At 70.7% G+C, this 25,060-nt stretch carries 17 protein-coding genes and 1 pseudogene; 7 read left to right on the top strand and 11 right to left on the bottom strand.

Going from position 1 to position 25,060, the window contains the following annotated elements; translation table 11 throughout:
- Nucleotides 1–103 precede the first annotated feature (103 nt).
- Complete coding sequence (locus ACTJJP_RS14150; protein ID WP_440775618.1) at nucleotides 104–442, top strand: GNAT family N-acetyltransferase; 339 nt, start codon at nucleotides 104–106, stop codon at nucleotides 440–442.
- Nucleotides 439–1,461: a pirin family protein gene (locus ACTJJP_RS14145; RefSeq protein WP_440775617.1), complete on the top strand. Its 1,023-nt coding sequence runs from the start codon at nucleotides 439–441 to the stop codon at nucleotides 1,459–1,461. Before ACTJJP_RS14150 ends, ACTJJP_RS14145 begins: the two co-directional genes overlap by 4 nt.
- A 202-nt stretch (nucleotides 1,462–1,663) precedes the next feature.
- On the opposite strand, the gene ACTJJP_RS14140 is transcribed toward ACTJJP_RS14145, so the two are convergent.
- The gene (locus ACTJJP_RS14140; protein WP_440775616.1) at nucleotides 1,664–5,236 is read right to left on the bottom strand and encodes a S8 family serine peptidase; all 3,573 of its coding nucleotides are present in this window, start codon (nucleotides 5,234–5,236) and stop codon (nucleotides 1,664–1,666) included.
- A 237-nt stretch (nucleotides 5,237–5,473) separates the two neighbouring features.
- On the opposite strand from ACTJJP_RS14140, the gene ACTJJP_RS14135 reads away from it, so the two are divergent.
- The gene (locus ACTJJP_RS14135; protein ID WP_440775615.1) at nucleotides 5,474–6,724 is read left to right on the top strand and encodes an LCP family protein; all 1,251 of its coding nucleotides are present in this window, start codon (nucleotides 5,474–5,476) and stop codon (nucleotides 6,722–6,724) included.
- 212 nt (nucleotides 6,725–6,936) lie between these two features.
- Here the strand turns inward: ACTJJP_RS14135 and ACTJJP_RS14130 are convergent, their stop codons facing one another.
- A complete protein-coding gene (locus ACTJJP_RS14130; protein WP_440775614.1) occupies nucleotides 6,937–8,064 on the bottom strand; it encodes a M15 family metallopeptidase in 1,128 nt (375 codons plus the stop codon).
- A gap of 119 nt (nucleotides 8,065–8,183) precedes the next feature.
- On the opposite strand from ACTJJP_RS14130, the gene ACTJJP_RS14125 reads away from it, so the two are divergent.
- Nucleotides 8,184–9,287: an Rv2578c family radical SAM protein gene (locus tag ACTJJP_RS14125; protein ID WP_440775613.1), complete on the top strand. Its 1,104-nt coding sequence runs from the start codon at nucleotides 8,184–8,186 to the stop codon at nucleotides 9,285–9,287.
- 73 nt (nucleotides 9,288–9,360) lie between these two features.
- On the opposite strand, the gene ACTJJP_RS14120 is transcribed toward ACTJJP_RS14125, so the two are convergent.
- Nucleotides 9,361–11,727, bottom strand: coding sequence for a DEAD/DEAH box helicase (locus ACTJJP_RS14120; protein WP_440775612.1), 2,367 nt, complete (start codon nucleotides 11,725–11,727; stop codon nucleotides 9,361–9,363).
- Between the two features lie 684 nt (nucleotides 11,728–12,411).
- Here ACTJJP_RS14120 and ACTJJP_RS14115 point away from each other — a divergent pair.
- The 3 genes and pseudogenes from ACTJJP_RS14115 to ACTJJP_RS14105 all read left to right on the top strand — a co-directional run.
- Nucleotides 12,412–13,035 (top strand): antibiotic biosynthesis monooxygenase, encoded by a 624-nt coding sequence (locus tag ACTJJP_RS14115; protein WP_440775611.1) that lies wholly within the window; start codon nucleotides 12,412–12,414, stop codon nucleotides 13,033–13,035.
- Nucleotides 13,032–13,934, top strand: coding sequence for an aldose 1-epimerase family protein (locus ACTJJP_RS14110; protein WP_440775610.1), 903 nt, complete (start codon nucleotides 13,032–13,034; stop codon nucleotides 13,932–13,934). The genes ACTJJP_RS14115 and ACTJJP_RS14110 overlap by 4 nt, the downstream gene beginning before the upstream one ends.
- Nucleotides 13,935–14,175: 241 nt before the next feature.
- Nucleotides 14,176–14,802, top strand: a pseudogene (locus ACTJJP_RS14105) (DUF998 domain-containing protein); the annotation flags it as partial.
- A gap of 550 nt (nucleotides 14,803–15,352) precedes the next feature.
- Here the strand turns inward: ACTJJP_RS14105 and ACTJJP_RS14100 are convergent.
- The 8 genes from ACTJJP_RS14100 to ACTJJP_RS14065 all read right to left on the bottom strand — a co-directional run bounded on the left by ACTJJP_RS14100 (nucleotide 15,353) and on the right by ACTJJP_RS14065 (nucleotide 25,051).
- Nucleotides 15,353–18,514, bottom strand: a complete 3,162-nt coding sequence (locus tag ACTJJP_RS14100) for an efflux RND transporter permease subunit (RefSeq protein WP_440775609.1) — start codon at nucleotides 18,512–18,514, stop codon at nucleotides 15,353–15,355.
- 96 nt (nucleotides 18,515–18,610) lie between these two features.
- On the bottom strand, nucleotides 18,611–20,050 hold the full coding sequence (locus ACTJJP_RS14095) for an AMP-binding protein (protein WP_440775608.1): 1,440 nt from the start codon (nucleotides 20,048–20,050) through the stop codon (nucleotides 18,611–18,613).
- Nucleotides 20,050–21,156: an MSMEG_0565 family glycosyltransferase gene (locus ACTJJP_RS14090; RefSeq protein WP_440775607.1), complete on the bottom strand. Its 1,107-nt coding sequence runs from the start codon at nucleotides 21,154–21,156 to the stop codon at nucleotides 20,050–20,052. Before ACTJJP_RS14090 ends, ACTJJP_RS14095 begins: the two co-directional genes overlap by 1 nt.
- 29 nt (nucleotides 21,157–21,185) lie before the next feature.
- Nucleotides 21,186–22,043, bottom strand: coding sequence for a carbon-nitrogen hydrolase family protein (locus tag ACTJJP_RS14085; RefSeq protein WP_440775606.1), 858 nt, complete (start codon nucleotides 22,041–22,043; stop codon nucleotides 21,186–21,188).
- Between the two features lie 24 nt (nucleotides 22,044–22,067).
- Nucleotides 22,068–23,324, bottom strand: coding sequence for an MSMEG_0569 family flavin-dependent oxidoreductase (locus tag ACTJJP_RS14080; RefSeq protein ID WP_440775605.1), 1,257 nt, complete (start codon nucleotides 23,322–23,324; stop codon nucleotides 22,068–22,070).
- Nucleotides 23,321–23,620 carry an MSMEG_0570 family nitrogen starvation response protein gene (locus tag ACTJJP_RS14075; RefSeq protein ID WP_440775604.1) on the bottom strand — a complete coding sequence of 100 codons (300 nt, stop codon included), beginning with the start codon at nucleotides 23,618–23,620 and terminating at the stop codon, nucleotides 23,321–23,323. Before ACTJJP_RS14075 ends, ACTJJP_RS14080 begins: the two co-directional genes overlap by 4 nt.
- Complete coding sequence (locus ACTJJP_RS14070; RefSeq protein WP_440775603.1) at nucleotides 23,613–24,515, bottom strand: carbon-nitrogen hydrolase family protein; 903 nt, start codon at nucleotides 24,513–24,515, stop codon at nucleotides 23,613–23,615. Before ACTJJP_RS14070 ends, ACTJJP_RS14075 begins: the two co-directional genes overlap by 8 nt.
- An 8-nt stretch (nucleotides 24,516–24,523) precedes the next feature.
- Complete coding sequence (locus ACTJJP_RS14065) at nucleotides 24,524–25,051, bottom strand: MSMEG_0572/Sll0783 family nitrogen starvation response protein (RefSeq protein WP_440775602.1); 528 nt, start codon at nucleotides 25,049–25,051, stop codon at nucleotides 24,524–24,526.
- Between the last annotated feature and the right edge of the window lie 9 nt (nucleotides 25,052–25,060).

Below are 25,060 nucleotides of genomic sequence, written 5' to 3'. Positions count from 1 at the left end.
TCTTGAGCGCGGAAAGGGGGGACGGATGCCGCCGTGTCGAGGGGGTGCGGAACATCGGCCACTTGACGTACGTTGCACGGGACACCGACGACAGGAGACGCCGATGGCCGATGAACTGACCGTGACCCGCAACGACGAAGCGCGCCGCTACGAGATCCACGTGGGCGACGAGCTCGGTGGATTCCTCCAGTTCCGCCCCGCGGGCGAGGACCGCGTGAACCTGCCCCACACCGAGATCGACCCGGCCTTCAAGGGTCGCGGCCTCGGATCGGCGCTGGCGAGCGAAGCATTGAGCGATCTCGCGCGCCGCGGCGGCAGCGTCATCCCCTCCTGCCCCTTCGTCGCGCACTACCTGCGCGAGCACGACGTGCCCGGCCTCGTGGTCGAGTGGCCGAACGAAGAGGACGCCGCGGACTCCGCCGGACCCAGCGAACCGTCGTGACCCGGCTGGACGTCGCGCCCCCGGCATCCGAGGGTCCGGTCGACTGCGACGGACCGCGGGCGCTGGTGATCGACGCGCGCGAGGTGCCGCTCGGCGGCGTGCGCGGCATGGAGGTGCACCGCACCCTCCCCCACCGCGCGCTGCCGATGGTGGGCGCGTGGTGCTTCCTCGACCGTTTCGGTCCGCAGGACACCCTCATGCGCGTCGAGCCGCACCCGCACATCGGTCTGCAGACGGTCACCTGGCCGATCGTCGGCGAGGTGCGGCATCGGGATGCCGTGGGCAGTGACGTCGTAGTGCGACCCGGCGCCCTCAACCTCATGACGAGCGGAGCGGGAATCGCCCACTCGGAGTACTCGGTGGGCGCCCAGCCGATCCCGCTCGACGCCCTGCAACTCTGGGTGGCGCTGCCGGAGTCCCGCCGCCACGGTGGTCCCGCCTTCGAACGGCACGAAGACCTCCCGGTGCTCGACCTCGGAGACGGGGCGGATGCCGTGGTCGTCATGGGGGCACTGGGCCCGGTGGAGTCGCCCGCGACCGTCCACACCCCCATCGTCGGCGCGGAAGTGCGCCTGCCCGCCGGAGTCGACGTGCGCGTCCCGCTCCGCGCGGACTGGGAGTACGCCGTCTACGGCATGACCGGCACCGCCGAGGCGATCACCGGAATGGATGCCACCGACGCCGACGCCGCGCGACGCTCTTCTCCCGGGGTCGGCGCGGGGACCACGGCATCCGTCGATCACACCCGTCTGATCTACCTCGGCAAGGGCCGAGACCACCTCGAACTCCGCAGCGACGAGGGCGCCCGCGTGTTCCTGCTGGGCGGCGAGCCGTTCGAGGCCGACATCGTGATGTGGTGGAACTTCGTCGGCCGATCGCACGACGAGATCGTCGAGGCCCGAGAGGCGTGGGAGGCGCAGAGCGAGCGTTTCGGGACGGTCGTCGACCACGGCCCGGAGCGCATCCCGGCGCCGCCGCTGCCGGCGGTGCGGCTGACGCCGCGGCGGCGGCGGGCCTAGTCTCCGCGGCGCGAGGGCAGTGATCGCCCGCGCGTAAGTCCGGAGATCCGCCGGCCCCGCACCCACCGACCCGCGGAACACGCAGCCTCGCAGCCGACGGCGTTGCGGACCTCCGGAGTTCGGCACGTGGCCGCGAGGGGAGGCCCGAACGACACTGCGGCGCCCGAGCCGAAGCCCGGACGCCGCAGTGAGCGAGCGGTGATTACCGCAGCACGATGAACGCGCTGCTCGCGCTCGACGGCTGGACGGTGGTGCTACCGCCGTAGGCGACCTTGACCACCTTGGCGCCGCGCGTCTGCGGGTCGAGGGTGACCGTCGCGGCACCGTTCTGCAGGGTGGCCGGGTAGTCCTTGCCCGCGACCGTCACGACGACGTCGCCGGTCGCCGCGGGACCACCGGCGGGCCGGATCTTCACGTTGACCTTGTACGTGTCGGTGGTGCGCCCCACCCACGGGCTGACCGTCACCTCTGTGCGGGAGGTGACGACGGATGCCACACCCGCGCTGTCGGCCGTGCCCGAGAGCCCGGTGGTCGGCGACGTCGCGGTCACCCGGACGCTGAGCACGCGACCGAGGTCGGCGCGCTGCACGCGGTACGTCTGCGACGTCGCGCCCTGGATCGGTTCGCCGTCACGCAGCCACTGGTACGTCGTGGTCACATCGGCGGGGTTCCAGGTGCCGGGGGTCGCGCGCAGGGTGCGGTTGATCGCGACGGTGCCCGACACGGTGGGGGCCTCGACGACGACCGGCGCCGCCTCACCCGAGTCCACCGTGAGCACGGTCTGCACCTCGGACTCGCCGTAGGTCACCACGCCGAGGTAGCGGGTCTGGGGAGCCAGGCCCTGCCACGACAGGTCGTACGACGTCTCGACGCCCTGCTGCACGGTGAGCGGGTTCGGCGTCGCCGTGAGCTGGCCCTCGCCGCCGGGGGCGACGTTGGCGTAGGTCATGTCCCACGTGAACGGCGCGGTGAACGAGTACACGTTCGCCTCGACGAGGTAGGTCCCCGGGGTGGGGTTCGACAGCGACACCTGCTCGTCCGCCGAGCCCGTCGCCGAGGTGTACCGCTCGTAGTACCGCAGGTCGTCGGGGCTGACGACGCGCGACACGTACAGGTCGAGGTCGCTGCCGGTGTCGTCGGACGAGTCGAGGTCGAAGCGCGAGAGCGTCGTGCCCTCGGGCACCTCCACGACCCAGCGGACATATCCCTCGGCGTCGCCGGAGTCCTGGTCACCGGAGTGCCCCTCGACGCGGTTGTCCGGGTCGGTCAGCAGCGTCAGAGCGCTCAGACCCGCCAGGTTCAGCGGCAGTTCGCCGTCGATCCCGGGCAGGATGCCGACGTTCACCGAGCCCGACAGGCCCGTGCCCGTGACCTCGGCGGGAGCCTCGGCGGTCGTGGGACGGATCGCGATCGGCGAGCGCACCTGCGTGTCGCCGCTCGTCCAGGTGAGGAAGCCGGTCGCCCACTGCTCGGCGGCTGCCGTCGTGCGGGTGAACGTCACCGTGAACGTCTTCTCCTCACCCGCCGCGGCGAACTCGAGCGTCGACGGCTCGACCACGGCATCCACTCCGGGGACCTCGACGGATGCCGAGAACGAACCGGCCTGAGTCGAGGTGACCGTGCGCGTCACCGTCTGCGGCTTGGCCAGCGAACCGATCGAGATCGACGCGAGGTTGAGGTCGCTGCCGTCGATCGGCGCGACACCGAAGTCGTACAGGCCCTTGCCCTGGAGGAACGCCGCCCAGTCGGCGGAACCGTTGAGGTACAGCAGACCCGGGTCGAAGTACTTCGTGGGGTCGACGTGTCCGGCGCCCTGGGCGAACGGATCCTCCACGGCAGCGCCCTCGGCGTCCACGGTGTCGTAGGCGGTGGTCATCATGGCCGACTTGACCTCGGCCGGGGTCGCCTGCGGTCGTTCGCCGAGGTAGAGCGCCGCGAGACCCGCCACGTGCGGAGACGACATCGACGTGCCCGAGAGGAACTCGAACGCCGGGTCCGCGCCGGGGGCGTTGGCGGCCGCGGCGAGGATCGCGACGCCGGGCGCCGAGATGTCGGGCTTGAGGATGTCGCTGCCGTCGGCCAGCATCGGGCCGCGGCTCGAGAAGCCCGCGACCTGCGGGGTCGGGGTCACCTCGTCGGTGATGTTCTCGCCGACCAGGGTGGCCGTGGCATCCGGGGTCTCCCGCACGTAGGCCAGCAGAGCGTCACGGTACCGCGCGTCGAGGTGCACGGTCGGCACCGCGTGGAAGTCGTTGTCGACCGAGGCGGGGGTGACGTTGACGAGGATCATGCCCACGCCCCCGGCGTCCTTGACGGCCTGCGACTTCTCGACGCGGGCGTTCTGCCCGCGGTCGCACACGACGATCTTGCCCGCGGCCTGCGCGGGGTCGAGCGATCCGAGCAGGCACAGGGCCGCGTTGGCCGGATCGGTTCCGGATGCCGCGATGTCACCGGCGTAGACCACGGGAGCCGAGACGGTCTGCCCGGCGGGCACCGAGATCGAGGCGCCGGCGGCTTCGAAGCCGTTCCCCAGGGTCACCGTGCCCTCGTAGGTCGGGATCGTGGAGGCGGCGACGGTGGTGTACCAGGGCGACGCGTGGTCTGCCGTGGAGGCGTCGGGGCCGGAGTTGCCCGCCGAGACGGCGACGAAGACGCCGGCCGCTGCGGCGTTGAAGAACGCCTGGTCCTCGAGGGCGAATGTGGAGGTTGCCGCTCCCCCGCCGATGGAGTAGTTGATGACGTCCACGTTGTCTTGGACGGCGGCGTTGATCGCGCCGAGCAGGTCGCTCAGGGCGCAGACGTCATCCGTCGTCACGAGCGGGTCGGGGCCGGCCCAGCACGCCTTGTATGCGGCGACCTTGGCCGCGGGGGCGACGCCGGAGATCGCACCGAAGTCGACGCCCTCGACGTCGGCGTCCACGCCCGTGTTGCCGGCCGCGGTGCTGGCCGTGTGCGAACCGTGGGTGTCGCCGTCGCGGGGCGAGCGGTAGTCGGCCTCGAACGTGAAACCCGTACCGGCCGCACCCTGGTCGAAGTACCGCGCGCCGACGAGCTTCGTGGAGTAGTCCGACAGCGACCAGCCGTTGCCCTCGGTGACGCGGGGAGAGCGGAAGTCGGAGCCGTCGCCCTTGCGGAACACGACGTCGTTGCCGTCGAGGTAGGGCTCGTCTCCCGGGGTGGTTCCGAGCGGCTCGCCCGCGAACGAGGGGTTCTCCGGCGCGATGCCGGTGTCGATCACGCCGACGACCGTGCCCTCACCGGCGGCGTCGACACCGCCGACGCGCTGCCAGACGCCGTTGTCGCCCTCGAGCCCGAGGAACTCGGTCGAGGGGACGGCGTCAGGGTGGCGGATCTCGTCGGGGACGACCTTCTGCACGCCCTCGGTGGCGGCGAGCTTCGCCGCCTGATTCGGATCCATCGTGGCGCTGAATCCGTTGACGGCGACCGTGTACGTGGTGTCGGGGCGGACTCCGACCTCATCGGCGACGTCCTGCTGGCGCTGCTCGAGGAAGGCCGAGTACTCGCGCGCCGCCGGGGAGTCCGGGTCGAGCTTCGCGTCCTCGGACTTGGTGGCTTCGAGGCCGGCTTCTCCGCCGTCGTACGTGGCGACGGGTGCTTCGTCGAGCACGACGATGTAGCGGCCGGTGGTCGACTCGATGGGGGTGGGTGGTGTCACCCCCTCGCCCACGTCGGCAGCCTGAACGGCGGTGGCTCCGGTGGCGGTGAACAGTCCGGCCAGGGTGATGGCCGCGACCGAACGCAGGGTTCGACCCATAGTGCGCTCCAAACGGGGGGATGAATGAGCGATGTGCGCGACATCGGTGGCGCGCGTTGCACAAACATAACCCAGAGGAGATTGATCACCAACGGTCAGTTTGGACGGGGTCCGAAAACGTCACAAGCACGAAACGTCCGGTTGGTCGCACAGGGCATCACCGCCTCGCCGAGATCGCAGCCCAGTGCTCGACGCCCGCCGCCCCTAGACTGCGACGAAACCCGAGGAGGAGTTGCCATGCCCCGGCGCCGTCGCACCGTCGCACAGCACGCCCGCCTGCGATCCCCGCATCCGCTCGGCCAACTCGCCACCCTCATCGCCGTAGCGGCGGTGGTCGCCGTCGTGTCGGCGATCGGCGTCGCCTCGTACACCGCCTACGACCTCGCGTCGGGGTTCGTCGACGAGGCGGTCGCCGTCGAGAACCAGCCGCCGGTGCCGCCCGACCTCGGCCGGCTCGAGGGCGGCGTCAACATGATGGTCGTCGGCATCGACGCGTGCGAGGAGAACCTCATCGCCCTCTTCGGCGAGCGCTGCGAAGGGCCGGACTCCGAGGGGCGCCTCAACGACGTCAATATCCTCGTGCACATCTCGGACGCCCCGCGAAAGGTCACGGTGGTGTCGTTCCCCCGCGACCTGGTGTTCGAAGCACCCGCGTGCGACACCTCGGACGGCGGCCGCTTCGACGGCGGGTATCTGCAGATCAACGAGCTCTACACCTACGGCGGGCTGTCGTGCGTCATCACGGCGATCTCCGACATGAGCGGCCAGCAGATCCAGTTCGGTGCGATGGTCACCTTCGGAGGGGTCATCGAGATCACCAACGCCATCGGCGGCGTCGAGATCTGCCTCGCCAGTGACATGCGCGACGAGAACACGGGCATCGACTGGGAGGCCGGCCCCCGCACCATCCAGGGCGTCGAGGCCCTGCAATTCCTCCGCACCCGCTACGGCGTGGGTGGCAGCGATCTCGCCCGCGTCAGCAATCAGCAGCAGTACATGTCGCGGCTCGCCCGGAAGCTCGTCAGCGAGGAGGTGCTGTCCAACCCCGCGACGCTGTTCCGACTGGCATCCACGGGACTGCGCAACGTCACGCCGACGCAGAGTCTCACCAATCCGCTTACGCTCGTGCAGGTCGCCCAGGCGGTCAAGGACGTGCCGTTCGAGGACATCGTCTTCGTGCAGTACCCCACGGTCACGGCCAGCTCGGATGCCGACCGCGTCGCCCCCAATTGGGATGCGGCCCAGGTGCTCTGGGACGCCCTCGCGGCGAATCAGGCGATCGAGGTCACCGGAGACGTCGCCGTCAACGGCGGTACCGTGGTCGCCGACCCGACACCGGCACCCGAGGAGTCGCCGGGCGAGACCCCGACCGCCGAGGAGGTCGAGCCGGGCACCGTCGACCCCACGACCGGCGCGGTCGCTCTGCCGCCGTCGATCAGCGGGTCGAGCGCGGCACAGCAGACCTGCAGCGCCGGCGTCGTCAACTGACCCCGACGAGCCCGCTCTTCCGGAGGCGTCGACGAGCTCGGTCTCCTCGCCCCGCCCCCCAGGTCCCCGAGCCCGTCGAAGGGACCGGGAGCCCGCACCACCCGATGCTCCACGCAGGTCCGAGAGCCCGTCGAAGGGGTCGGCACACGCCGTGCGTCGGCGGCTTCGCGGGGCTCATCCATCTCAGCGTCGTGGTCCCGGCATCCCTTCGCTCAGTACGTCGGCGCCGCCGGCAGACCGAAGAACTCCTCGAGCGTGGTGTACCCGCCCTCGTGGTACGCGCGGGCGAGCTCGCGACCGATGTAGCGCTGATGCCAGGCCTCGGGCAGGTAGCCGCTGACGCTCTCGCGTCCCTCTGCGTAGCGCGTGATGAATCCGTACTCCCACGCGTGATCCCGCACCCACGCCCCCTGCGATGACGAGGCGATGTCGTCGAGGGTCCCGCAGGAGCCGTCGCACGGGACGATGTCGACGGCCAGTCCCGTCTGATGCTCGCTGTAGCCCGCACGGGCGCTCTCACGGTCGGCCTCCTCGACACCGCCCACGTCGACGCGGCCCGCGTAGGTCGACTGCTGCGTCGAGTAGGAGCGGAACGCGCTGAGGTATCCGATCTCGCCCGCCCCGGCCTCCGACGCCGCACGCACCAACTCGGTCAGGGCGCTCGCGGGAGCCGAGCGCAGAGCCGACTCCTCGAGCGCTCTCACGTTCTGCGGCATGACGAGGTCACCGGCGCGGTAGTCGAGGGGATCGAGGGGGCGCTGCTTGTTGACGACGACCCACTCGCGGTTCGGGTCCGACAGCGAGACGCACGGAGCGATTCCGGATGCCACGGCCTCGCGGAAGGCGCTCCCCCCGCCGACGGCGGAGATGGCGGCGGAGTCGTCTCCCGCGGCGAGGGCTGCGGTGAAGTCGGGGTCGTCGCACGGGGTGGCGGTCGCGGGGACGGCGGCGAGCTGCGGGACGGGGAGACCCTCCGCGGGGACGGCGGGCGGGCCGGGAACAGCGGCCACCGTATCGACGGTCGCGGTCTGCGCTTCTCCCTCGCCCCCACCCGCGGAGGCCGCGGCGCCGATTGCGACGGCTCCCGACGCCACGATCGTCAGCGCGACCGCCAGGACGCCCGCGCGCCGACGGCGCGTGGCGACGGTGCCGCCTCGAGAGGAGAGAAGGGCGCGGATGCCACCCTGCCCACGCGGGGAAGGGGTTTCGCCCTCCGTGCGGAGCCGACGGCGCGTCACCGGCTCGACCGGGGGCATGGTCGCCAGTGCCGCCGTCGCGAGTCGCTCGGCCTCCGCGCGCGCGGCGCGGCGGGGGGAGAGCTCGGGGTCGGGGGACGTCATTCCATCCATTGTCCCGCGGGATCCTGTGAGGGTCGACGGGCCGTCGCAGCACGCCCGGGATGTGCGAGTGATCGCACTGTCCACTTGCGTCGTGTTCGAACATGTGTTCGACTATCGAGATGAGGTGGCAAGGGCAGCAATTGGGCGTCGACGACACGGCCGCACTCCCCGGCATGGAGCGCATGGACGGTCTGGTGCGGTCGGTGACCACGCCCGAGTTCGCCGGAATGACCTTTCACGAGGTGATGGCCAAGAGCGCCCTCAATCGGGTTCCGGGTGCATCGGCGATGCCGTTCGACTGGACCGTCAATCCCTACCGGGGCTGCGGTCATCAATGCACGTACTGTTTCGCTCGTAAGACGCACGAATATCTCGACCTCGACTACGGCGCGGATTTCGATTCGCAGATCGTGGTGAAGATCAATGTCGCCGACGTGCTGCGCACCGAACTCCGTCGCGGGTCGTGGGCGCGCGAACCCGTCATGCTCGGCACGAACACCGACCCCTACCAGCGCGCCGAGGGGCGGTACCGGCTCATGCCCGACATCGTGGGGGCGCTCACCGAGAACGGCACGCCGTTCTCGATCCTCACGAAGGGCACCCTGCTGCGACGCGACCTGCCGCTGCTCACCGAAGCCGCGCGCGAGGTCAAGGTCACCCTTGCGATGTCGATCGCCGTCTTCGACGACGCCCTGCAGAAATCGATCGAGCCGGGTACGCCCAGCGCGGACGCACGCCTCGACACCGTGCGTGCGGCGACGGCCGCGGGCTTCCGCGTGACGGTCTTCCTCATGCCGATCCTGCCGCACCTCACCGACTCCATCGCCGTGCTCGACGAGGCCCTCGCTCGGATCCGCGCCGCGGGCGCTGCCCGTGTGGTCTACGGAGCCCTGCACCTGCGCCCGGGAGCGAAGCAGTGGTTCCTGCAGTGGCTGGAACGCGAGCACCCCCACCTCGTCTCCTCCTACCGCGGGCTGTACCCCGGCGTGTCCACGGCCGCGCCGAAGGCGTACCGCACCTGGCTCGGCAAACGCATGCGCCCTCTACTGCGAATGCATCGACTCGACGGCTGGGACGAAGACGAGCACCCGCGCGGTCGTCCACAGCCGGGACTCGCCGCCCGTGCGCCCGAAAGCAGCGGCCTGGGACCGATCCGCCGCACGGGAATACCGGCATCCGCCCGGCCGCGGGTCGCGCCGGCGAGTGAGCCCACGCTGTTCTGAGCAGCCGCGACTACCCGGTCCCGGACGCACGAAACCCCCGCCGCACGCGCGACGGGCGTTCCGATGCAGGCGTTTACGCGGTGACGTTCGCCAACTGGCGACCCGAGATCTCCTCGATCAGGTCGTCGCCGAGCTGCGCCGGCTCGAACGGCGCCTGGATCTCGGCCCGGTCGAGCAGTTCGGTCATGCGACGCTGACGCTGGCGGGTGATGAGGGTCACCACGGTGCCGGTGCGGCCCGCGCGGCCGGTGCGGCCCGAGCGGTGCAGGTACGTCTTGTACTCGTCGGGGGCGTCGGCCTGGATGACCAGGTCGATGTCGTCGACGTGGATGCCGCGGGCGGCGACGTCGGTGGCGACGAGCACGTTGACGCGGCCCGAGGTCAGCTTCTCGAGATTGCGGGTGCGCTTCTGCTGGTTGAGGTCGCCGTGCAGGGCGACCGCGGCGACACCGGCATCGTCGAACTGCTCCGCGAGCATCTCGGCGTACGCGCGGGTACGAGCGAAGACGAGAGTCTTGCCCGCGCGGTCGACGAGCGAACCGAGGATCTCGGCCTTGTCGCGGTGGTCGATCACGAGCACGCGGTGCTCGATCGTGCCGGAGTCCTGGTCTTCGCCGGCGACCTCGTAGACGGCGGGTTCCACGAGGAACTCGTCGACGAGGGCCGCGACCTCACGGTCGAGCGTGGCCGAGAACAGCAGCTTCTGACTGCCGTCGGCGGTCGCGCGCAGGATGCGCTGCACGGGCTCGAGGAAGCCGAGCTCGCACATGTGATCGCCCTCGTCGAGCACGGTCACCTGCACCTGTGAGAGGTCGAGCTTGCCCTGGTTGAGGAGGTCCTCGATGCGACCGGGGGTGCCGATGACGATGTCGACGCCCTTCTTCAGCGCACCGACCTGACGCGCCTGCGGCACGCCACCGTAGATCTGCGTGGTGAAGAGACCGACGCTGCGCGCGAGCACCTGGACGGTGCCGTCGATCTGCAGCGCGAGTTCACGGGTCGGCGCGAGGATCAGCGCCTTGGGCGCACGTCCGAACTCGCGGCGCTGACCGGCCTGGGCACGGAGGATCCGCTCGACGAGCGGGGCGCCGAAGGCGATCGTCTTGCCCGAGCCGGTGCGCCCGCGGGCGAGGACGTCGCGTCCGTCGAGGATGGGCTTCACGGTCGCTGCCTGGATGGGGAAGGGGCTCGCCGCACCGAGGCTCGCGAGAGCGCGCACCAGGTTGTCGCCGAGGCCGAGCTCGGCGAAACCGGCACCGGTCTCGGTCGCGGCGTCCACAGCCTGCGCCTGCAGGCGCTCGTGCACGACATCGACGCGCTGCTCGTGCTCGGCGGAGCGCTTCGAAGTGTTGTTCCAGTCGCTGCGGCTCGGGCCGTCGGTGCGACGCGGGCGGTCGTCGAACGAACGCGCGGGGCGGTCGGTCCGGTCGAACGACCGCGCCGGACGCTCACCGGCATCACGACGAGGACGCTCGTCACGATCGAACGACCGAGCGGGACGGTCGGTCCGGTCGAAGGAACGAGCGGGGCGGTCGCTGCGATCGAACGAACGAGCCGGACGGTCGTCGCTGCGGGCCGGACGGTCGTCCCGACGCTCGAAGGAACGGGCGGGACGCTCGTCGAACGAACGCGCGGGGCGATCGGCGCGATCGAACGACCGAGCGGGGCGATCGGCGCGGTCGAAGGAACGAGCGGGGCGGTCGCTGCGGTCGAACGAACGAGCCGGACGCTCACCGGCGTCACGACGAGGCCGCTCGTCACGATCGAACGACCGAGCAGGGCGGTCCGTGCGATCGAAAGAACGCGCCGGACGGTCCGTGCGGTCGAAGGAACGAGCCGGACGCTCACCGGCGTCACGACGAGGCCGCTCGTCACGATCGAACGACCGAGCAGGGCGGTCGGTGCGGTCGAAAGAACGCGCCGGACGGTCCGTGCGGTCGAAGGAACGAGCCGGACGGTCCGTGCGGTCGAACGAACGCGCCGGGCGGTCCGCGCGGTCGAACGAACGCGCCGGGCGGTCGCTGCGGTCGAACGAACGCGCCGGACGCTCACCGGCGTCACGACGAGGACGCTCGTCACGATCGAACGAACGAGCGGGACGGTCGGCGCGGTCGAACGACCGCGCGGGACGGTCGGCGCGATCGAACGACCGGGCGGGACGGTCCTCGAACGAACGGGCAGGGCGGTCGTCGCGCGCCGAGGTGCGGATGTTGCGGGCCTCGCTGCGGCCGGCGCGATCGGCGGCGTTCCAGCGACCCTTGTCACCGGCCGACTCCGCCTCGGGGCGGTAGCCGCGGTGGCTGGGGCTCTTGCTGCCGGGCTTGGCCGGGCCGTCCGCACCCGGACGACGCTTGCGGTCCTGGAACGAGGTCTGAGCGGCGTAGCGCGGCTCGAAGTTCTTGGCGGGACGACCGCCGGCGGGCTTCTTGTTCTTGGGCATGAGGAAACTTCCTGGGTTCTGTTCGCGCGAAACAGCGGCGCCGCTCATGGCGGTGCGAAACCCGGACTCTCGTCGGCCGGGGGCCAATTCACTAGTGATGGTCGAGGCCGCGATCGCGTCCTGTCCATCGGCCCCTTGGACTACAAACCCATCCGCGCATCACGCACGGTGTCCAGAGCCGACCGCCCCACGTTACAGCCCGCGCCTGGGAATGGCATCCACACCCCTCGGAGGATGCGTGTCCCCGTTATGGCTGGTTGGGGGCGCTTCAGACAGCCACATGTGGGACCTCGTCCCGCCGAAACTAGGACCAGGTGGGCCATGTCCCACTTGTGGCTGGTTGGGGGCGCCTCAGACAGCCACATGTGGGACATCGCCCCGCCGAAAGTGGGACGAGGTGGGCCATGTCCCACTTGTGGCTGGTTGGGGGCGCCTCAGACAGCCACATGTGGGACCTCGTCCCGCCGAAACTGGGACGAGGTGGGCCATGTCCCACTTGTGGCTGGTTGGGGGCGCCTCAGACAGCCACATGTGGGACCTCGTCGCGCCGAAAGTGGGACGAGGTCGGTCGCGAGCGGGAACAGGTCGGGCGCGAGCGGGACCAGGTCGGTCGCGAGCGGGACGAGCTCCGACGAAACCGAGCGCGACGCCGACGGGAGCGGCGCCCTGACGGAAGATGGACGCATGGCAGACACCGACGCCCACCCCATCACGGTGGCGATCGAGCGGCGCATCGATCCGACGCGCACCGCCGAAGCGACCTCCTGGATGCAGGCCGGCACCGACCTCGCGACCGCCTTCCCGGGCTTCCTCGGCTCGGGGTGGGTGCGTGCCGGGGAGGACAGCGACCTCTGGTACATGCTGTACCGGTTCCGCGACATCTCGACGCTCGAGGGGTGGGAGACCTCGTCGCAGCGGCAGTGGTGGCTCGACTCCGGTCGCCCTTTCGCGCGCGAGGAGCGCGTCGAGCGCCGCACGGGCATCGAGGGCTGGTTCGACGCCTCGTTCGGTTCGGTGCTCGCCCCCGCGGATGCCACGACGTCGCCCGTGCAGCAGCCGATGCCGACCGCGCCCCCGCGGTGGAAGCAGGCCGTCACCATCTGGGTCGGGTTCTTCCCCACCAACCTCCTCGCGTCCTGGCTGCTGGGCTTCATCCCCGGTTTCGCCGAGGTCCCCCTCGTGCTGCGCGTGCTGGCGACGACCCTCATGCTGACCCCCGTCATGACCTACGCGGTGCTCCCGTGGGTCACCCGCCTGCTGCGGCCCTGGCTGCAGCGTCCGCCCCGCCCACGAAAGGCCCTGCCATGACCGCCGATCCCACCGGCCGCCGCTTCCACCTGCGCGGCGAGCACTCGTCCGCCGAGATCGCCCAGGTGGGTGCCGCACTGCGCGCTCTCACCGTCGACGGGGTCGACCTCGTCCCGCGCTATCCCGACGACGCGCCGGCCCCCGCGGCATCCGGTGTCGTGCTCGTTCCGTGGCCGGGTCGCATCCGCGGCGGCAGGTACTCCTTCGACGGCGTCGAACATCAGCTGGCGATCAGCGAGCCGGCGCTCGGAAACGCCAGTCACGGACTCCTGCGGTTCGGCGTCTACCAGCCCCTGGAGGAGGGTGACGAGCGCGTCATCCTCGGCGCGGACATCGTGCCGCAGACGGGGTATCCCTTCCATCTGCGCACCCGCGTGACGTTCCTGCTCGAGCGCTCCGGGGTGCGCGTGACCCACGAGATCGAGAACGTCGGGGCGGCGGCCGCACCCGTCGCTCTCGGCGTGCACCCGTACTTCCAGATCGGCGACGTGCCCACCGCGGATCTGATCGTGCAGTCGTCGGGCACAACGACCCTCGTCCTCGATGACCACAAGCTCCCCGTCGACGAGGTCTCCGTCGATGACGCGACCGACCTGCGCGCCGGACGGCGTCTCGGCGATCTCTCGCTCGACAACGGCTATCGCGGCCTCGAGCGGGATGCCGAGGGCCGCGCCCATCACACGCTCACCGCCCCCGACGGCCGCCGTCTGGAGATCTGGCAGGACGAGGGCTTCCGTTGGGTTCAGGTCTTCACCACAGACCGCTACCCGGGCCACCCGCTCGCCGTGGCGATCGAGCCCATGACGGCACCGGCGAACGCCTTCGCCACGGGAACGGATCTCGAGATCCTGCAGCCGGGGTCGGTCCTGGCGCGGGAATGGGGCGTCCGCTTCTCATGATTGCCATCGCGTGTCCCCCATTTGGGGGACACGCGATTGTTTTGTTGACCTGGGGGAAAAGAAAGAACAAGCGGATTCGATTTTCGCGGACGAAAGCTACCATTTGCGTTGACGGTAATCGTCGAGGCCGGGGCGGCCGAGAACCACGGCTCTCTCGGCAATTGTCCGTTTGAAGCCGACGGGGGCCGAGGACCCCACGTGCTGGGGGTCCCGTTCCGTCCCGAGGAAAGACTCCCCCAACATGAGCACCGCCCTCCCGTCCGTCGACCCTGAAAACCTCTTCCTGACGCGCCTCGGCGGTGTCTCCCGCCGCCTCACGGCCCTGCCATCGCTGCATGTCGGCGGGGCGGTGCTGTCCGTCCTGCTGGGTGGACTGGTGCTTTCCATGGCGACCACGAGCGACCCGCTGTGGTGGCACCTGCATTTCAGTCAACTCGGAATCTTCGGCGATTTCTCGAGTGCATTGTTCAACACGACCCTGAAAGTCAGCGGACTCATGGTCGTCACTTTCGCCTTTTTCGTCCGACGGGATGTCCGACGCCTGGGTCGAGGAATCGTCCGCCGCGGGTCCGCGACCCTCGCGTGCATCTGCCTGAACGTGGTGGGCATCAGCCTCGCCCTGGTGGGATGCGTGCCACTGAACACCGACAAGGACCTCCACGACCGGGTTGCGGCCATGATGGTGCTCGGTTTCCTGGTCCTGCTCGTCAGCGCTCCGGTCATGCTGCGCCGACTCGGAGCGCGCATGGCGATCAGCACCTGCATCGCGTTGGTGTGGCTCGCTCTGTCGATCGCGCTCTTCGTCACCGCCACGATCAACCTCGCCCTGTTCGAGACGATCTCGTGCGGAGCGATGTTCGCGTGGTCCGGCATGCTCACCCACACGCTCGGCGTCGTCGCGCTCCGCGTCGAGCGGCGCGCGGATGCCGACGACCGTGGCGCCGCGTGCGGCCCGCGCCGCCGCCTCCGGCCGCCGCTCGCCGGTCGACGCGTCCGGCTGGCCGTCGGGACCTTCCGTCGGCCGGTCTCCCGCCTCAGCCGTCCCGCCGAGTCGTCCACCCCCGCCCGCCTCACCCGCCTCGCCGGGCCGTCCGCGCCTTCGCGCGCGGAGGTCGACGGCCGGAGCGTCGACGATCGTCCTTCGCGCGCGGAGGTCGACGGCCGGCGCCTCCGCGATCGCGGACCTATCGACACGTCGCGGGTCTCGCCCACCCCGTCCGCCCCCGCCGATCGTCGCCCACCGTCGCTCGACAGCCGAACCGCCCTGCGGCACAACCGGGCGGGCGGAGTGGTCGCACCCGGTCGGCGGGCGGATCCGCGCGGCGTCATCCCCGCATCGCGTCACCGTCCCCCGCTCGCGGAGGTCCCCCCACGGGTGTCCGCACCTCGTCGGCGCCGCGGCCTCCGACGAGGCGTGGTCAGTGCTGCGCGCGGAGCTCGCGACGGGTCACCGGATGGGCATCGGCGTCTGACGGCCGCTCCCCGTCTCCGCCGCGCGCGGCCCGACGCTCCCGACGCCGCTCGCTCGCCCCTTCGATGAGGTTGTAGAGCGTCGGCAGCACCAGCAGGGTCAGGAACGTCGACGAGACGAGCCCGCCGATCACCACGACCGCGAGCGGCTGCGAGATGAATCCTCCGTGTCCGGTGATCCCCAGCGCCATCGGCACCAGCGCGAAGATCGCCGCGAGCGCGGTCATGAGGATGGGCCGCAGGCGTCGAGCGCCTCCCACGATGGTCGCGTCGTGCACGCTCAGCCCGCGGGCGCGGTACTGATTCACGAGGTCGATGAGCACGATGGCGTTGGTCACGACGATGCCGACGAGCATGAGCGCGCCGATCATTCCGGCGACACCCAGCGGAACGCCCGTGATGAGCAGCATCACGATGGCGCCGGTCGCGGCGAACGGCACCGACACGAGCAGTTCGAGCGGTTGCCGCAGCGACTTGAAGGTGGCCACCATCACCACGTAGACGATGAGGATCGCCGCCAGCAGCGCCAGCCCGAGCTGCGCGAACGCGTCCTGCTGATCGGTGACGACGCCCCCGACCTTCGCGGTCGCCCCGTCGGGCAGCGAGAGCCCTGCGAGCGCGTCGGTGACGGTTCCCGAGGAGCTGCCGAGGTCGTCCGAGGTGGGTGTGACGGTGATGGATGCCGTGCGCAAGCCCCGCGCGGTCGTGATCGAGGGGGGCGTCTGGCTCTCTTCGACCGTGGCGATCTCGTCGAGGCGCACAGCGCCCTGCGCGCTGGGGATCTCGAGCGCGCGAAGGTCGTCGATCGTCTGCGGAGGGTTGGCCGTGGCGAGATAGACGGTCACACCGCGACCGTCCAGCTCGACCGTGCCCGCCTGTCGGGGCTGCTGAGCCCCCGACACCAGAGCGCCGACGGCCCGTTCCGACAGGCCGCGGTCGGCTGCGGCGTCGCGATCGACGCGCACGGAGACGAACGGCAGGGATGCCGACAGACTGCTGGTCACCTGTCCGATGCCGTCCTGCCCCTCGAGGCCCGCCACGACCGCATCGCTCGCCTGCTGCAGTGCCGCTGAGTCGGGCGCGGTGACGTCGACGGTGATGTCGGTCGAGCCAAACCCCCCACCGGCCGCTCGCACCTCGATCTCACCGGCGTCTGTGAGGCCCTCGAGTTCGGTGCGCACGCGTTCGCGCAGCTCCACCTGGTCGGCGCCGGACTCCGAGGTGATCGAGTAGGTGATGCCCGTGCCCCCGCCCGAGAAGGCGTCGCGCAGCGCCGATCCGCTGGACCCGATCGAGGTCTGCACCGTCTGCACACCGGGGGTGTCGAGCAGCACGGCCTCGACCTTCTGGGCCGCCGCGTCTTCGGCATCCAGGCTGGGAGCCGACCCGATCTTCTGCGTCACGGTGAAGGTGTTCTGGCCGGAGTCCCCGAGGAAGTCGGTCTTCAACAGCGGAACCGACGCCAGCGTGCCGCCGAGCACGAGCACCGCGAGCGTCAGGGTGACCCACGAGTGCTTCAGCGTCCAGCTCAGCACCGGCACGTACGCCTTCTGCAGACGGGTCGGCGGCGCATCGGCGGCTTCGGGATCGACCGGGTTGCCCGCGGCATCCCGGATCACCTTCCCGGGCGTGAGGAACCACGATGCGAGCACGGGCACGATGGTCAGCGACACCAGAAGCGACGCCGCCATCGCGATCGTCACCGTCAACGAGAAGGGGCGGAACAGTTCGCCCGTGACGTCGCCGACGAACGCGATCGGCAGGAACACCGCGACCGAGGTGATCGTGGATGCCGTGATGGCGGCCGCCACTTCGCGCACCGCGCGGATGATGGTGGGGATCTTCTCGGCGTCGCCGACGTAGTGCCGCTTGATGTTCTCGATGACGACGATGGAGTCGTCGACGACACGGCCGATCGCGATGGTGAGCGCGCCGAGGGTGAGGATGTTCAGCGAATAGCCGAAGGCCTGGAGCCCGACGAAGGTGATGAGCACGCTGGTCGGGATCGAGATGGCCGTGACCAGCGTCGAGCGCACCGACATCAGGAACACGAGGATGACCACGACCGCGAAGACGAGGCCGAGCAGGCCCTCCTGCGCGAGCGCGTCGATCGACTGCTGCACGAACGGCGCCTGGTCGAAGACGACGGTGAAGGTCGCACCCTGACCGAGCGTCGACTCGAGCGTGGGCAGTACCGCGAGGACGCCGCGCGACACGTCGACGGTGTTGGCGGCGGGGAGCTTGGTGACGGCGATGGTCAGCGCCGGCTGCCCGTTGACGCGCGAGAGGGTGGTGACCGGGTCGGACTGCAGGGCGACGGCGGCGACGTCGCCGATCGTCGTCCGCCCCGCCTGCACCTGCGCCTGGTCGGTCGGCACGAGGGGGAGCGCGGCGACCTCGTCGACGCTCGTGATCTTGGCGCCGGTCTGCACGGTGAGCGTCTGATCACCCTCGGTCAGAGAGCCTCCGGGGAACAGGATGCCGTTGGCATCCAGGGCATCGGTGATCGCCTGCTGGCTGAAGCCCCGCTCGCCCAGCCGAGTGGAGTCGGGGGTGATGGTCACGCGCTGACCGGTGCCGCCGACGATCTGGGCGCCGTTGACGCCCGCGACGTCTTCGAGGTCGGGGATGACGCTCGTCTGCAGCACCGACTGCGTGGCCTGCGCGTCGGTGAAGCCGGTGACGGCGAGCTGGATGACGGGGAAGTCGTCGATGCTGGCGGAGGCGACGGTGGTGTCGGCCGACTCGGGCAGCTGGTCGTCGATGCGGGCGATCGCGGCGAGGATCTTCTGCTGGGCGGCCGCGAGATCCGTGCCGTAGGTGAACGACGCCGACACGATCGAGGAGTTCGTCGTGCTGGTCGCCGTCGTGGACTCGAGCCCCTCGACTCCCCGGATGGCGTTCTCGATGGGCGTGGACACGTCGGCTTCGACCACCTCGGGCGAGGCGCCGGGGTAGGTGGTGACGACGGCGAGCTGGGGGAACTCGATCGAGGGGATCAGCTCCTGCTTCAGGCTCGTCAGCGCGAGTCCGCCGAAGATCGCCGCCACGATCGTGACCAGGGCGATGAGGGCGCGGTTCTTCAGGCTCAGCACGGCCAGATACGACACGGAGCACCCTTCGGGTTCGATTTGGATACAGAGATGTATCGGGGCAAGTATCCCACGCGTCGCGGGGAGCGGGCCGGGAAGCACCGCCGCTGTGAATCAGTCCCCCGGCGGCGCGAACCGGCGCGCGAGCGCCGCCCGGCGCACCTTGCCGGCGTCGTTGCGCAGCGGCGCGGTCGCCACGTGCAGAGCCACAGGGGCGCGGCGCCCCAAACGGGCACGTGCGTGCGCCATCACCTCCGGCACGGACGCGCCGTCGACGAGCCGCACGGCGGCGTGGACGGCCTGTCCCCGCTCGTCGTCGGCCACGCCGAAGGCGACGGCCTCCTCGACGTCTGGGTGCGACTCCAAGGCCGCCTCCACGAGCGCGGGGGCGATCTTGTCGCCACCGCGATTGATCAGGTCGTCCGCGCGATCGTGCAGGAAAAGGTAGCCGTCGGCATCCACGTGACCGATGTCGCCGAGCGTGTCCCACCCCTCCTCGTCGCGGCGCGAGACCTCACCGACGTACGCGTAGGCGGGGGTGTCGCCGCGTCGCATCCACACCAGGCCGTTCTCGCCCGTCCGAAGGTCTCGGCCGCGGGGATCGCGGATGCGGATGCGCGTTCCACCGATCGGCCGCCCGACGCTGCCGGGCCGCCCGAGCCACTCCGTCCCGGTGATGTGAGTGAGGCCGTTCGACTCGCTGCCCGCGTACACCTCGGCGACGCGCTCCGCTCCGAGCCAGTGGAGGAACGCCCGTTTGAGTTCCGGGGCGCACGGGGCCCCCATGTGCAGCACGCTCTCGATGCTCGCGACCCGCTCGACCGCCCGCTGGGCCGGGGGAAGACGCAGCAGGCGCGTCATCATGGCCGGGACCAGCAGACCCCATGTGGCGCGATGGTCCTCGACGGCGGCGAGCCACCCCTCGGGGTCGAAGCGGTCGAGGATGATCAGTCGGTGACCGGTCAGCAGACCGCGGACGGCGTAGGTGAACACCGCGGAGTGCCACAGGGGCCCGGCGACGATCTGCGTCGCCGTCTGCGGCAGGAACGCGGCGACGGGGCGGGAGGGGTCGAGGGTTGCGGGCGCCGCCGCCCGCACGATCTTGGGGCGGCCCGTGGATCCGGAGGTGGCCGGGGCCTTCCAGCACGCCGCCGCCACATCGGGTAATCCTCCCTCGCGGGGCGGGACACGCACGCCGGCGATCCATGCGATATCCGTCGAAGCGGGACGTCCACCGACCGCCGCCACCGGCGGGGCGATCTGCTCGAGCTCCGCCCGCTCCTGCGGGGTGAGGTCGGTCGACAGCGGCTGCGGGGTGGCGCCGGCGCGCCAGATCCCGAAGCACGCGGTCACGAAATCGCGGCCGTTCGGCATGGACACCGCCACGGTGTCGTCGAGGCGCACCCCGCGGGCGATGAGCTCGTGCGCGAACGCGGTGGCGGATGCATCCAGCTCGGCCGCCGTCATGATCCCCGCCGCGTCCACGACGAGAGGCTCTGCGGGATCGCGCGTCGCACGTTCCGCGAGGATCGCCGAGAACGAGCGCTCGGTCATCAGGCGCTCCGCTCCGGCACGCGGGCGTAGAACTCCTCGTGCGCGCGGGCGGCGCGGTCCCATGTGTGCGCCCGGGCGAGGGCGACCCCGCCGGCCGTGTCGGTCTCGGCGGCGCCGCGCAGCACCTCGTCGAGCCGTGCGGCGATCGCGGCGGGGGTCGACGCGTACAGCACCGCATCGCCGAACACCTCGCGGATCACCGGCAGGTCGCGCGCGACGACGGGCGTCGACGCCGCGAGCGCCTCCATCGCGGCGAGGCCGAAGCCCTCCTTCGTCGAGACGAACGACAGGGCGCGGGCGGCCGCGACGAGCGCCGGCAGCGCGCCGTCGTCGACGGAACCGAGGATCGTCGGCGAGATGCCGAGCTCGACCGCGCGGGCCTCGAACCGCTCACGGTACTCGCGGTAGTCGAACAGGGTCTCGCCACCGCCGAACACCAGGCGCACATCCGGGTGCGCCTCGCGCACGAGAGCGAACGCCTCGAGCAGGTCGATCGAACCCTTACGCGGCTCGATGCCGCCCAGCGCGAGCACGTAGTCGCCGAGCCGCTTCCGCCACCGCTGGCGCGCATCCGCCGCCGCCGGGCCGGATGCGGCCCCGAAGCGCTCGGCGTCCACGCCGTTGGCGATGACCTCGGGTCGCACCCCGTAGGCCTGCGCGACCTCGCGCGACACCGCCTGCGATACGCACAACCGGGCCGCGGGCTCGACCACGGCCCGGTCGTGACACGCCACGAGCTGCGGCGTCGTGAACGTGTCGAGGTGGTGGATGGTGCGGACCACCGGGATGCCGCGGCGCAGCGCCGCGTTCGCCGAGATGCAGTCCTGCGCGTGGACGATGTCGGCATCCGGGTCCAGGGCAGCGGCCATCAGCTCGATCGACCGTTCGATGCGCTCACCCACGTCCTCACCGTCGCGCGGGGGGAACGGCACGACGCGCACCCGGACGCGCGGGTCGACGGGCCGGAAGAAGGCGGTGTCGCCTGCGCGCCCCAGCGTCCAGACCTCGACCTCGTGACCGCGCGCGGCGAGCGCTTCGGCGAGCGCGAGCGTGTGCACGACCCCGCCGCGGGGTTTGGTGGAGTACGTCAACTGCGCGATGCGCATCGTGGTCCTTTCCGCGGCGCAGGCCCGGTCTATGCCGGGGCGGTGAGCCGGTAGGCGTGCTCGGCGCGCTGCGCGAGGTGGTTGAGCGAGCGGCGGGCCCGCGCGATGTCGGTGGGGACATCGGCTTCGGCGACGGCGAGGCCGCCCTTCGCCCACGTCTTCGCGACGATCTCACCCGCCGGGTCGACCACCTTGGCCTGACCAAGGAATCGCAGTCCCCCGAGCACGCCCGTCTGGTTCGACGACACGAGGTAGACCTGGTTCTCGGCGGCGCGCGCGCAGTCGTAGAGGTCGAACAGGTGCGCCTGGCGGTCGTTGCGGATGCGGTCGGAACGGTCGGTGACGCTGGCCGGCCACGCGCTCAGGCACGCGATGATCTGCGCGCCGTCGAGGGCGACCGAGCGCGCCGCCTCGGGGAACGTCTTGTCGAAGTCGATGAGCATGCCGATCCGTCCGACCGGGGTCTCGAACGCCCGGAAGTCGGTCCCGGCGGCATACACCTCGCTCTCGCCCAGCGGCAGATGCACCTTGCGGTGCACACTCAGCACGCCGTCCCCGTTCACGCAAACGGCGGAGTTGTACCGTCGCTCCTCGCCCCCCTCGAGGGCATACTCGGCGATGCCGAAGCACACCGTCATGTCCCCCGCGAGCGCGATGATCGCCGCCACCTCAGGCCCGTCGATCTCGACCGCGTGCGGAATGCCGTCGCCCTCCTCGACCGGGTGGTGCAGGTCGAGCAGATAGCCGCCGATCGTGGCATCCGGGAGCACGAGGAGGTCGACACCGCGCTCGCGCGCGTCGTCCACGATGCCGGGGAGCTTCGCGAGCGTGCGATCGACGTCGCGGCCGAAGTGGGCCGCCACCGCAGCCATCGTGACGGATGCCATTCGTCGAGCGTACGCGGTGGCCGCTCAGCGCACCGCGAGGACTCCGCGCGACGCCGCGACCACTCCGGCCGCGACGTGCTCGGCATCCCGGGCGATGGCGTGGAACCGCCCGGACCCCCACGTGTGGAGCCACGGAAGACCGACGAACGAGAAGCCCGGCACCGCCGTCGCTCCCCGCTCGTGGACCGGGTGCCCCGACGCGTCGAGGACGTCGAGCTCGCCGAGCCACGACCAGTCGGCGCGGAAGCCGATGGCCCACACGACGGCGTCGATCTCGTCGAGGTCGACCTTGGTCGCGCCGGCCGGCGGCGTCCACACCGGCCGGTACCGCGGCTCGTGCGGAGCGTCGATCCCCTTGCGGGCGATATAGGCGTCGATGTCGTTCTTGATGGATTCGGCGACGGAGTCGGCGTGGTCGAGGACGGTCGCGAGGGTCTCGTCGAACGCGAGCGTGCCGTCGGCGATGCCCGTCGCCCGCCCGTGCAGCCGCATCCCCTGCGCCGCGAACAGGCGCAGGTCGATGTCGCGGCCGCCATCGCGACCGGTGACGTAGTGATTGGTCGCGGCGCGCTTGGCCGCCGCCTGCACCCCGGCGGGCACGTCGTACACGCCCATGTCGGCGAGCCAGGTCATGCAGTCGCGGCCCCGGTAGAACCGGGCCACGCGCGGCGCCCGCCCGACGGCGAGGTGCACCCGACGCCCCTCGAGGTGGAGGTCCTCGGCGATCTGCGTACCGGATTGCCCGGTGCCCACGACCAGCACCGACCCCGGCAGCTGACCGGCGTTGCGGTAGTGGTGCGAGTGCATCTGCACGATGCGATCGGGGAGGTCGTCGGCCCACGACGGCGTGATCGGGCGGTGGTACCCGCCGGTGGCGGAGGTCAGGGTGTCGGCCGTGATGACCCCGGCGCTGGTCGTGACGACGAACACCCCGTCGTCCCGGCGATCGACACGGTGCACCTCCACGCCCTCGGCGAGCGGGGCGTCGAACGTGTCGGCGTATCCACGCACCCAGGCGTACACCTCGTCACGGGCCATGAACCCGTCGGGGTCGGGACCGTCGTAGGGGTAACCGGGTAGCCGGCAGTGCCAGTTGGGGGTGACGAGGGTGAAGTTGTCCCACCGTCCGTCGCGCCACTCGTGCGCCGCCGATTCGCGTTCGATCACGATGTGCCGCACACCAGCCCGCTCGAGATGCCAGCTCACCGAGAGCCCGGCCTGGCCCCCGCCCACGATCACGGCCGGGTAGTGATCGCCTGGTCGCACCTCGACGGGGATCACGACGCCCCCAGCGGCAGGGGCGGCTCCATGCGCAGCACGGTGACCTCCCCGTCGGGATACGCGGCGGCCGTGCGGACGATCTCGTCCCGGGACGCCATCGCAGAGGTGCACGCGAAGCCGTATGCGGCCCGCACGCGTTCGCCCGCGGCATCCAGCGCCTCACCGGCGCGCGCCACGAACTCGGCGACGCGGTAGCGGGAGCCCGCAGCGAGGTAGTCGTGCATCACGAGACTGGGCGAGTAGTGCGAGGACTCGGCGCCGTCGGGCCAGCGGACGGCGAAGCGCATCTCAGGCATGGGCGAGCTCCCGCCATCCGTCGACGTGGGCGCCATCGAGCGCGGCGACCGGGCCGTACACATCTGGACGACGGTCACGCAGGTGGAACATCCCGCCGCGCATCGCACGGAAGGTCTCGGCCACGTCGATCTCGGCGATCGCCAGGCCGGTGCCCAGCAGAGTCGTCGCAAGGACGTTGCCGCCGGGGTCGACGACCTTCGCGTTGCCGACGTAGCGGAGCGACCCGAACGTGCCGGACTGATTGGATGCCAGCCAGAACACCTGGTTGTCGAGGGCGCGGGCGATGTCGAACTGGTTGAAGCGGTAGGTCCAGCGGTCGTCCTGCAGGTTCTCGGCGGTCGCGGTGCGGGCAGCGGGCCACGCCGACATGCTCACGACGATCTCGGCTCCGTCGAGGGCGAGCATGCGCGCGGCCTCGGGGAACGCCTTGTCGTAGCAGATCTGCATCCCGACGCGTCCGATCGGGGTGTCGAACGCCTCGTAGGTGTCCCCCGCCGAGTACGACATGTTCTCGCCCAGCGGCTGGTGCACCTTGCGGTACGAGCCGTAGATGTTCTGTCCGTCGAGGCACACCGCGGCGTTGTACCGCGTCTCGCCGTCGTCGGCCAGCTCGCAGAAGCCGATCGTCAGGATCATGTCGCCGGCGAGCTGCTGCACGCGGGCGATCTCGGGGCCGTCGAGGCGGACCGCCGGCGGCATCGAGCGAGACGTGGTCTTGATCGTGTCGCCGTGGTTGCCGAGGGACGAGAGGTAGCCGCCGATCGCGGCCTCGGGGAACGCCAGGAACGACACTCCCGCCGCCCGCGCCTCGGCCACCAGGTCGGCGATGAGCGCGTAGTTCTGCTCCAGGTCCCGCGTGAAGTTGGCCGAGACGGAGGCAACGGTGATCGACATGGCGCGCCTCAGAGGTTGTAGACGGAGTTGATGATCGCGCCCTTGCGCGCGTAGTAGATGACGGCGTCCTGCACGTCGAGCGGGTGCGCGGGGATGACGCCCTCGATGATGTCCTCTTCCCGGATGCCGTGCAGGGCCAGGCCGAACCGGCAGCAGTAGACCGTGCCGCCCTCCTTGATGAACGTCTCGAGCGAGTTGTTCATGTTCAGCTCGCCCGGGAAGCCCGCGTCCCCGGTGGTTGGGAATCCGCGGTTGGCGGCGGCGGCCAGCGTCCCCGGTCCGTAGAGGTAGATGGCGGACTCGAAGCCCTTCCGGAGCGCTCGGGTCGCCTGCAGGATCGCGACGAAGCTGACCGAAGACTCGTGCGGGATGCCGTGGATGAGCGTGAAGTACGACTCGCCGTTCTCGGCCTGGAAGTCGGGGAACAGCTTGGTGGAACCGTAGATGTTGCTGCCCTTGGGGAGCGAGGGGTGCGGGATCTCGCCGAGGGACTTGGCGATGTTCTCCGCGATCTGTGCGTCGAGGTCGGTGGTCATTGTCGTGTC

The sequence above is a fragment of the Microbacterium sp. 22296 genome (genome assembly GCF_052045385.1).
GTDB lineage: Bacteria > Actinomycetota > Actinomycetes > Actinomycetales > Microbacteriaceae > Microbacterium.
Note: the sequence above shows the minus strand (reverse complement) of the source record. Positions and strands in the feature narration are given on the sequence as shown.

Excerpts from the sequence above, each read along its gene's own strand:
- ACTJJP_RS14150 (WP_440775618.1), top strand. The coding sequence starts at position 104 with ATGGCCGATGAACTGACCGTGACCCGCAACGACGAAGCGCGCCGCTAC.
- ACTJJP_RS14140 (WP_440775616.1), bottom strand. The coding sequence starts at position 5,236 with ATGGGTCGAACCCTGCGTTCGGTCGCGGCCATCACCCTGGCCGGACTG.
- ACTJJP_RS14135 (WP_440775615.1), top strand. The coding sequence starts at position 5,474 with ATGCCCCGGCGCCGTCGCACCGTCGCACAGCACGCCCGCCTGCGATCC.
- ACTJJP_RS14130 (WP_440775614.1), bottom strand. The coding sequence starts at position 8,064 with ATGACGTCCCCCGACCCCGAGCTCTCCCCCCGCCGCGCCGCGCGCGCG.
- ACTJJP_RS14125 (WP_440775613.1), top strand. The coding sequence starts at position 8,184 with ATGAGGTGGCAAGGGCAGCAATTGGGCGTCGACGACACGGCCGCACTC.
- ACTJJP_RS14120 (WP_440775612.1), bottom strand. The coding sequence starts at position 11,727 with ATGCCCAAGAACAAGAAGCCCGCCGGCGGTCGTCCCGCCAAGAACTTC.
- ACTJJP_RS14115 (WP_440775611.1), top strand. The coding sequence starts at position 12,412 with ATGGCAGACACCGACGCCCACCCCATCACGGTGGCGATCGAGCGGCGC.
- ACTJJP_RS14110 (WP_440775610.1), top strand. The coding sequence starts at position 13,032 with ATGACCGCCGATCCCACCGGCCGCCGCTTCCACCTGCGCGGCGAGCAC.
- ACTJJP_RS14095 (WP_440775608.1), bottom strand. The coding sequence starts at position 20,050 with ATGACCGAGCGCTCGTTCTCGGCGATCCTCGCGGAACGTGCGACGCGC.
- ACTJJP_RS14090 (WP_440775607.1), bottom strand. The coding sequence starts at position 21,156 with ATGCGCATCGCGCAGTTGACGTACTCCACCAAACCCCGCGGCGGGGTC.
- ACTJJP_RS14085 (WP_440775606.1), bottom strand. The coding sequence starts at position 22,043 with ATGGCATCCGTCACGATGGCTGCGGTGGCGGCCCACTTCGGCCGCGAC.
- ACTJJP_RS14075 (WP_440775604.1), bottom strand. The coding sequence starts at position 23,620 with ATGCCTGAGATGCGCTTCGCCGTCCGCTGGCCCGACGGCGCCGAGTCC.
- ACTJJP_RS14070 (WP_440775603.1), bottom strand. The coding sequence starts at position 24,515 with ATGTCGATCACCGTTGCCTCCGTCTCGGCCAACTTCACGCGGGACCTG.
- ACTJJP_RS14065 (WP_440775602.1), bottom strand. The coding sequence starts at position 25,051 with ATGACCACCGACCTCGACGCACAGATCGCGGAGAACATCGCCAAGTCC.